5 protein-coding genes are annotated in these 6,659 nt (G+C 55.9%); 1 reads left to right on the top strand and 4 read right to left on the bottom strand.

From position 1 onward, the window contains the following. Positions 1-29: 29 nt before the first annotated feature. Both B0G57_RS29530 and B0G57_RS29535 read right to left on the bottom strand, forming a co-directional pair. Positions 30-1,112: a WD40/YVTN/BNR-like repeat-containing protein gene (locus B0G57_RS29530; RefSeq protein WP_233216029.1), complete on the bottom strand. Its 1,083-nt coding sequence runs from the start codon at positions 1,110-1,112 to the stop codon at positions 30-32. 311 nt (positions 1,113-1,423) lie between these two features. Next, a complete protein-coding gene (locus B0G57_RS29535) occupies positions 1,424-3,133 on the bottom strand; it encodes a DUF1302 domain-containing protein (RefSeq protein ID WP_083925751.1) in 1,710 nt (569 codons plus the stop codon). 436 nt (positions 3,134-3,569) lie between these two features. On the opposite strand from B0G57_RS29535, the gene B0G57_RS29540 reads away from it, so the two are divergent. Then, positions 3,570-4,133: a MarR family winged helix-turn-helix transcriptional regulator gene (locus tag B0G57_RS29540; protein ID WP_083925753.1), complete on the top strand. Its 564-nt coding sequence runs from the start codon at positions 3,570-3,572 to the stop codon at positions 4,131-4,133. Between the two features lie 105 nt (positions 4,134-4,238). Here the strand turns inward: B0G57_RS29540 and B0G57_RS29545 are convergent, their stop codons facing one another. Then, entirely contained in the window at positions 4,239-5,126 is an 888-nt protein-coding gene (locus tag B0G57_RS29545; RefSeq protein WP_018442723.1) for an HpcH/HpaI aldolase/citrate lyase family protein, read from the bottom strand. A gap of 80 nt (positions 5,127-5,206) precedes the next feature. After that, complete coding sequence (locus B0G57_RS29550) at positions 5,207-6,370, bottom strand: acyl-CoA dehydrogenase family protein (protein WP_018442724.1); 1,164 nt, start codon at positions 6,368-6,370, stop codon at positions 5,207-5,209. Positions 6,371-6,659 lie beyond the last annotated feature (289 nt).

The raw sequence follows: 6,659 nt of genomic DNA on the forward strand, positions 1-6,659 counted from the left end.
CTTTCCGTTAGAACTTTGCCGGCTTGCGCTCAATTCACGCTGCGTGCCGCAGTGCCCGAAGGCGGAGGAACATCCTCGACGACCACGCCATTCAGACCCACGAGCGCAACCTTGTCATCGACAACTCCGCCAACCCCAAAGTAGGGCATGGGCCACTTAAGCTTCACCGATCGGAACGATTTCCCACCGTCCCGGCTAAGTAGCGCAGTTCCGCCCTGATCGACTAAAAGGAACGAACCGTCCGAAAGCACCACGCCACCAGTGATGCCCGCGCGGCTAGGTACCTCGACCTTCTCCCATGTCGTGCATCCGTCGGAGCTCCGAAAGAGGCTACCCCGCATGCCGTAGACGACAATATCGCTTCCCGATTCGACGGAACCGAATAGCGTTCCCTTATAGGGTGTCGGCTTCGGTTCGAACAATTGCTTGTCGCGATTCAGTTCCCAAACCATGCCATGCTCTCCGGTCAAGAGAATTCGACCGCCGCCGCCATGGACGGAATAAAAATGGAAATCGTCCGGATTGCTTGTGCGCTCCATCCATGGAATCCAACTCTTTCCGCCGTCTTCCGTGTGAAACACGCGATTAAACGTACCGACGACGAACCCACTCTTCTTACTCTCGAAAAAAACGTCGAGCAGAGCCTCGGGGCTACCGTCAGAAGCAGACGCCTTAGCATCGTCGAAAGCCCGCTTTACTTCCGCGGATTGGTTGTCGGCAATCATCCGCTTGTAGTAATTCACCGCCAGTTCCGAAAGGTGCTTACCGTCCGTCTGCTTGACCCAGGTTGTTCCGCCGTCATCGGTATGAATGACAACACCGCCATGACCGACGGCCCATCCGTCCTTCGCGTCCGGAAACGAAACCGCGACTAGGTCAGCGCTCACGGGCACCCTTGCTTGGACCCATGTCCGGCCGCCATCATCCGAATAGACGATAATCCCCCGAAGCCCCACTGCCACGATCCGATGCCCCGCCTGAGCCACGCCAATAAGCGGCGCATGGGCGGCCATTGACGTCGGCATGGCGGGGACGTCCACCGGATTTTCGAATGCGCGCGCGCTCGCGCATGTGACCATAAGAAAGACAACGATGCCCGAGCAAATGCGCATCAAGCTACTGCTCCAATTTCGTATGGCCACATCCCACACGCTGCTAGAAACTGACATTGATCGTCCTTTTGTCAATCGCTACCGGATCACTAAACCGCCAGTGGGCGTGTTCAACCTGAAAACCTATTCGACCGATGGCTAAGAAACAACAGCGTGTTGTCGAGCAACTGCGCACCAATAGCGCTCAGCTTATCCGTCCGAAGTACCACTGACGTTTGCCCGCACCACTTGTCTGTGATCCTATAAAGTCCTAGCTCGAGTGCGACCGCTCCCCCTTCGGAGGGAATCCCGGTCGCACCATATCGTTCCGCTCAAAAGGTAGACTGGAATGTCAACGAAACCCAGTTTCTATCCCAATACTTGCCGAGACTTGAATTGCTATTTGAGGCGACGCCCAAGTTATCGTTACTATGCAGCGCGAGATAGCCGATATACTTTAGCGAAATTTTATATTTCGACTTAACATCGAACGTGAGTCCGACACTATACGATCCCTCGCCTTGATTACTCCCGAAAAGCACCGGTGAATTTCCGGAAAGGCCTGTGCTGAAGAAGATCGGCATGCTCAGGTTTACACCTGAGAAAACCTCGTACCAGATGGGCTCGAACTGGGCCGAGATGCCTACTGCATTTCGCGTAGGGCAGCCATGGTGCGTTGCGACGCCGTCAGACCCGCAGTTTTGCTTCAGCCCGTAGTACAGATTGAATGGATCGTGAGTAACACCTTGCAACCAGGCATAATTGACTTCTGCGATAAACGTCGCCGAATCGAATAGCGGAGTTTTCCCAAAATAGTCAATCATGTTCACCACGCCTGAAAACACATTCCCCCTCGGAATCCAGTCAGCACCGGCAGCATTAGCAGCAACGACATTTGAGAACGGTGTTGCTGCCAGCTCCGCGTTATTGCGATAAGTCAGGTCCGTTGCGAACGAAATCCCTCCGATCTGCTTCGAAAGACTGAATGCATACATTCGCTCGCGCGGCGCACGATAATCGACACCGACATTCAAGTTTCCGCCGGAAGCACTATCAATGACCAACTGGGGAAACGTCGATGTGTATTGCCGATAGTAAAATCCGGCCGTCCCATCAAGCCAGGCCGGACGCCACTTCACAGCCACGCCAAAATCACCTGCCATGTGCGCAGGCTTTTGCTGCCCTTGAAAGACCGCGGGAGCACCAAGAAACGGCACTAAAGTCCCACCCCCAAGGGTCAGAAGGTCTGCGGCGCCGAAGTACGTTCCACCATCGGGGAGCCGAGAAGGCGACCAATCGAGAAAATATTGCGCAGCAAGCGCAAGCTCAGGATTGATGGTTGCAGAAAACGAAAGTTGAGGCCGGGGAAGGAAGAGTTCTTGGGCTTGCGCACTTGGATCCGTCAGGGCCTTCCGTATGTCAACGGGACCCTGATTGTATGCAACGCCACAGACGAAGCAGAATATCGACTCACCCCAAAACTGGTTGAACTGGCCGGCCTTGACGTCGACCGGCACCGAGCCCAAATGGAGCCTGGTGAAGCCAAACGCATCGAGCAATTGACCAGATGGCCCCCGGTTCCAGCGATCGATATAGCTTGTGTACTGATTGTTTCGAAACGCGTTTATGCCCTGTGACAGGAAAAACGGATCGCCTTTCGGGCCGCCAGTGTAAGCCGCATCGTACCAGCCGTCCCCGCTGAAACGGACGCCGGTGTCACCCTTGTAGATGACGCTGAATTCGGATAACAGGCTGAACCGATTGGTAACGATATCCCCGGCTTTCGCGAACTTCCGATCCGATTGGTGCGCTGAAACATCGCCCGCCCCCTTCCCGTTTCCGCAGATGTCGGGGTCGCAGTCCTGCGCGCGAATTCCAAGGTTGTAGCTAAAGGTGTTATCCCATTGGACGCTAAGGTCTGGAATACCAGTGTCGAACTTATACGCATGGGCGATCCCTGGCCAGACTGCGGCGGAAATCGTTAAGACTGCGAACAATGCTCCAAATAAACCGCTGGAGCGTCTAGCGACTTTCCTCAACATGGGACCGCCTCCTGTACCAAGTTATATTTTTCCGTCTGTGCGGTACATCGATCGTCTATGACGCGACGTTTCCCGCCATGCACTGACGTCTCCTCCAGTGCTATACGTATGCTAGCATACCATACGCTAATGTCAAAAGATGATTGAGCCGACGAGAGCAGCTGCGCGAGTGCAGGAGATCTCCAACCTGGGGTCCCTACGCCGCGATCGCATTGGCGTGTCCTCATATCCAATACAGGGTGCTGCGCAACCGTTTTGCGAAACCCCGTGCCTCTACCCGAGGCATCTTTCATCGGAGAGTCTGACGGTCGTCCCGCTGAACGGCCGACTCTAGGGTCATACTTTATCTAAAGGATATCGTATGGTACTATACTGTTTACGCCTGACACGTAGGTGTCACTACCTAGTAAATGGCTGACCTGCCAGGGAAAGAGGAATGGATAACGAGACCGCGATCAGAACGACGTCAACCGTTGCCGGTACCACGCGCGAGAAGACCCGGCCATATGCGGAAGGGTCGAGGGACGAGGAAAACTGGGATCAACGGCTAGGGTTCCTCATGCACGACGTCTCACGATTGAGGCGGCTCGTTTTCGACTCATTCGTAGAACCCCTTGGGGTGACTCGCTCGCAGTGGTGGGTCATCGCCCATCTCTCTCGTCATGACGGCATGATGCAAAGCGATTTGGCTAACGTTCTCGAACTGGGCAAAGCAGCCTTGGGTGGGCTTGTTGACCGACTAGAAGCGTCGGGCTTTATCGAAAGACGCGCAGACGGGTCGGATCGACGCGTCAAGCGCGTTTACCTAACGCCCTCCGGCAACGGTCTCGTGAATCAGATGCGTGCCATGAGCCATGAGATGAACGAGCGAATTCTGGCCGATCTCGATCACAGCCGTCGCCAGCAACTCGCCGAGCTGTTGCAGCAAGTGAAGCGAAACTTGCTTGTGCTCAAGCGCGAAAGCGAGGGCACGGGATCGGCCGCCAGCGCCGATGAATGACTTGCCGCGCTGCATGCTTCGCTTTGGGTATCACCGACTCACCAGGCGGCGCTGAATGCTCAAGCAATCTTGTCATCGTGACGGCGCTCGTAAATAACTGGGCACTTAGCTCCGGTCGTCGCCCCCACCATGCAAACTCGCGGCCACGGCCAGAATTTTATGTGCTCGCTTTAGATGCGGCATGTCGAGCATCTTTCCATCCAGGCCCATCGTGCCTACACCCGGATTGCTCGCGAACGCTTCCACCACGCGCCGTGACCAAGATATCTCATCATCGCTTGGGGTGAACGCCTGGTTGATGATGTCAATCTGATTCGGATGAACCGCCAATTTTCCGGTAAACCCGGCTTGTCTAGCCAAATTCGCCTCTGCCTCCAAGCCCGCGGAATCACGGAAGTCGACAAATACGGTATCCACCGGCTGCACGTCCGCGGTGGCCGCACCGATAAGGCACAGCGCTCGCGCCAACTCATATACCGTATCGTATTCGCCGTTTGGCCGCCGATTGTTGCTCGCGCCAAGCGCCGCGGCTATGTCTTCTGCGCCCCACGTCAAGCCGGTAAGCCGCGGGCCACACCCTTCGTATCCGCCCAGCGTGAACAGCGACTGAGGCGTCTCGGTCGCCACCGGTAGTATTCGAATCGATCCCGCAGCGACGCCTTCGCGCAGTTCAAGGGCATCGAGATAATGCCCAAGGCGAGTCACGTCGTGCGACGAATGGACTTTAGGCAAAACGATACCGTCCGGCGCCCCCGCGACCACCGCAAGGTCGTGAAGCGCGGCGGGATTCGACAGGGCATTAATCCGAACCCAAATCTGCTGCCCCTTGCGCTGCGATTGCGGCCGAGATTGCAGGTACTCGAGCACGATAGCGCGAGCGACGTGAGTCCTAGACGACGCGACCGAGTCTTCCAGATCGAGAATGAGCGCATCGGCATGCGATGAAATCGCCTTGGCAATCTTTCGTTCGCTGTCGCCGGGCACGAACAGCATGGAACGCAGCGCGGCAACCTTGCCCGCGCATTCGCCTACAGGCTCTTGCTGCAGATCTGACCCGCTCGCTAGATGAGATTTCACTTTGCGCTCTTACTGGAGACGGAGAAGAGACTACGGCCAATGATGTGCTTCATAACCTCTATCGAGCCGCCGGCGATCCGAGTAACGCGCGCGTCCGCGAACGCGCGCGCGATCGGATACTCCCACATGTAACCCCAGCCACCGAAGAACTGAAGACATTCGTCGACGGCACGTCCGTGGAGATTCGAAAGCCACAGCTTGGCCATCGCAGCATCAGTGCCATCCAACTTGCCGGCCATGAACAACTCCATGCAACGATCGACGAAGACCCGTCCGACGGTGGCTTCCGTCTTCAAGTCGGCAAGCTTGAACTGAGTGTTTTGAAACTCTGCCAAAGTCTGATTGAACATCTTACGATCGGCGACATACTCGACAGTCCAATCGAGAACAGCCTCAACCACCGCTGCAGAGCGGACAGCCTGGGTGAGACGCTCCTGAGCGAGATTTTTCATCAGCAACTTGAAGCCGCCGTTTTCAGGTCCAAGCAGATTGGTCGCCGGAACACGGACATCCTCAAAAAAAAGCTCAGAGGTATCCTGAGCCTTCAGGCCAATTTTTTCCAACCGGCGGCCACGCTTAAACCCTTCGCGAAAGGCCTCAACGATGAACAGCGAGATACCACCCGTATCGGCCTTTGGATCGGTTTTCGTTGCTAACACGATCACATCGCACAGTTGGCCATTCGAGATAAACACCTTCTGTCCCGAGATGACGAATGAGTCGCCGTCGCGTACTGCGCGGGTCCGGATACTCTTCAGGTCACTGCCGGCGTGCGGCTCTGTGAGGCCTAGGGCGCCAATCGCCTCGCCCCTAACCATCTGTGGCAGCCAGTGGCGCTTTTGCTCTTCAGTCCCGAACGCCAGGACGTAGGGCATCACCATCTCGTTATGCACTGCAAAACCGGGTCCGGTAACGCCCGCGCGTGCAAGTTCTTCGACCAATACAAAATCAAAGAGGTGATCGCCCCCCGCCCCTCCGTATTCCTCGGGGATTGAACACCCGAGCAGACCTGCCCGACCGGCGGCCTCCCAGATGCTACGCGGGACAATACCTTGGCGTTCCCACTCCATATGAAACGGAGCAATTTCAGTCGCTATGAACCTCCGCACCGACTCTCGAAATATTTCGTGATCCGCCGAGAAAAGAGATCTTTCAATCATTTGTGCCTCAATTTTTGTTTCTTTCTCGTGATCACGACTTTTTCGCGCTCAGACAGTACATCGTAAGCGCTAAATCTGCCCCACATCGTTAGGTTTCGCGTTACCGGGTAACATCTTTCGAATCGATAGTTACCGGGTAACGAGGGAGATGGGAGATGACACAAACGACGGCACAACGGCAAGCGGCTTATCGAGCAAGGCGCGACACGGCAGGCAAGGATGGCAACGGTGATCGACGTCTGGATATGTGGGTGAGCACGGAGGCGTATCTTGCTCTGACGCGGTTAGC

The organism is Trinickia symbiotica (genome assembly GCF_002934455.1).
GTDB lineage: Bacteria > Pseudomonadota > Gammaproteobacteria > Burkholderiales > Burkholderiaceae > Trinickia > Trinickia symbiotica.